1 protein-coding gene is annotated in these 511 nt (G+C 56.8%); it reads left to right on the top strand.

The window, feature by feature from the left end; genetic code table 11:
• Window positions 1–511 (top strand): hypothetical protein (locus AEYBE204_RS40600; protein ID WP_023464164.1); only part of this gene is annotated, 511 nt, incomplete at both ends.

Raw genomic sequence — 511 nt, forward strand, 5'->3', positions numbered from 1 at the left:
CCGCGCGTGGTTTTCCCAAGCGAAAGCTTGCAGGCCACGAATGCTGACAGTGACCTCACACGGCCGGACGGTTTCACGCTTGAACAGCTCGGCGATAAATCAGTCGGCTATCCCCTGACTCGTGGCAATCTCGGCAATTTGATGACGTTCAAACTCAACAAATACCGGAATGTCCAATTTGCGATCGGCTCGGGTAATACGGAGTTTTGGCTACGCTCGCTGCGCGAAGATAACCCGGCGCAAGCTAAGGCTTGGGCGCAGGTGTATACGACACACTACAAGCCGACGGCGGCTGACGTTGGCGCGCTGACCGACGCACAAGCCGCCCAGAAATACGCGCTGCGCTCAATCAAGGTGAACGGTAAGCCGCTGTCCGCCGATGTGAATTTGTTGGCCGGTGACGTTAACGCGTGGAATAAGACAGAAGCGGATGGCCGCTATTTGGCTAAAACCGGCGGCAATATTACGGGCGGGATATCGTCAAGCTCCTGGGTATCTGCTGCGGCGCTGA

The organism is Asticcacaulis sp. YBE204 (genome assembly GCF_000495855.1).
GTDB lineage: Bacteria > Pseudomonadota > Alphaproteobacteria > Caulobacterales > Caulobacteraceae > Asticcacaulis.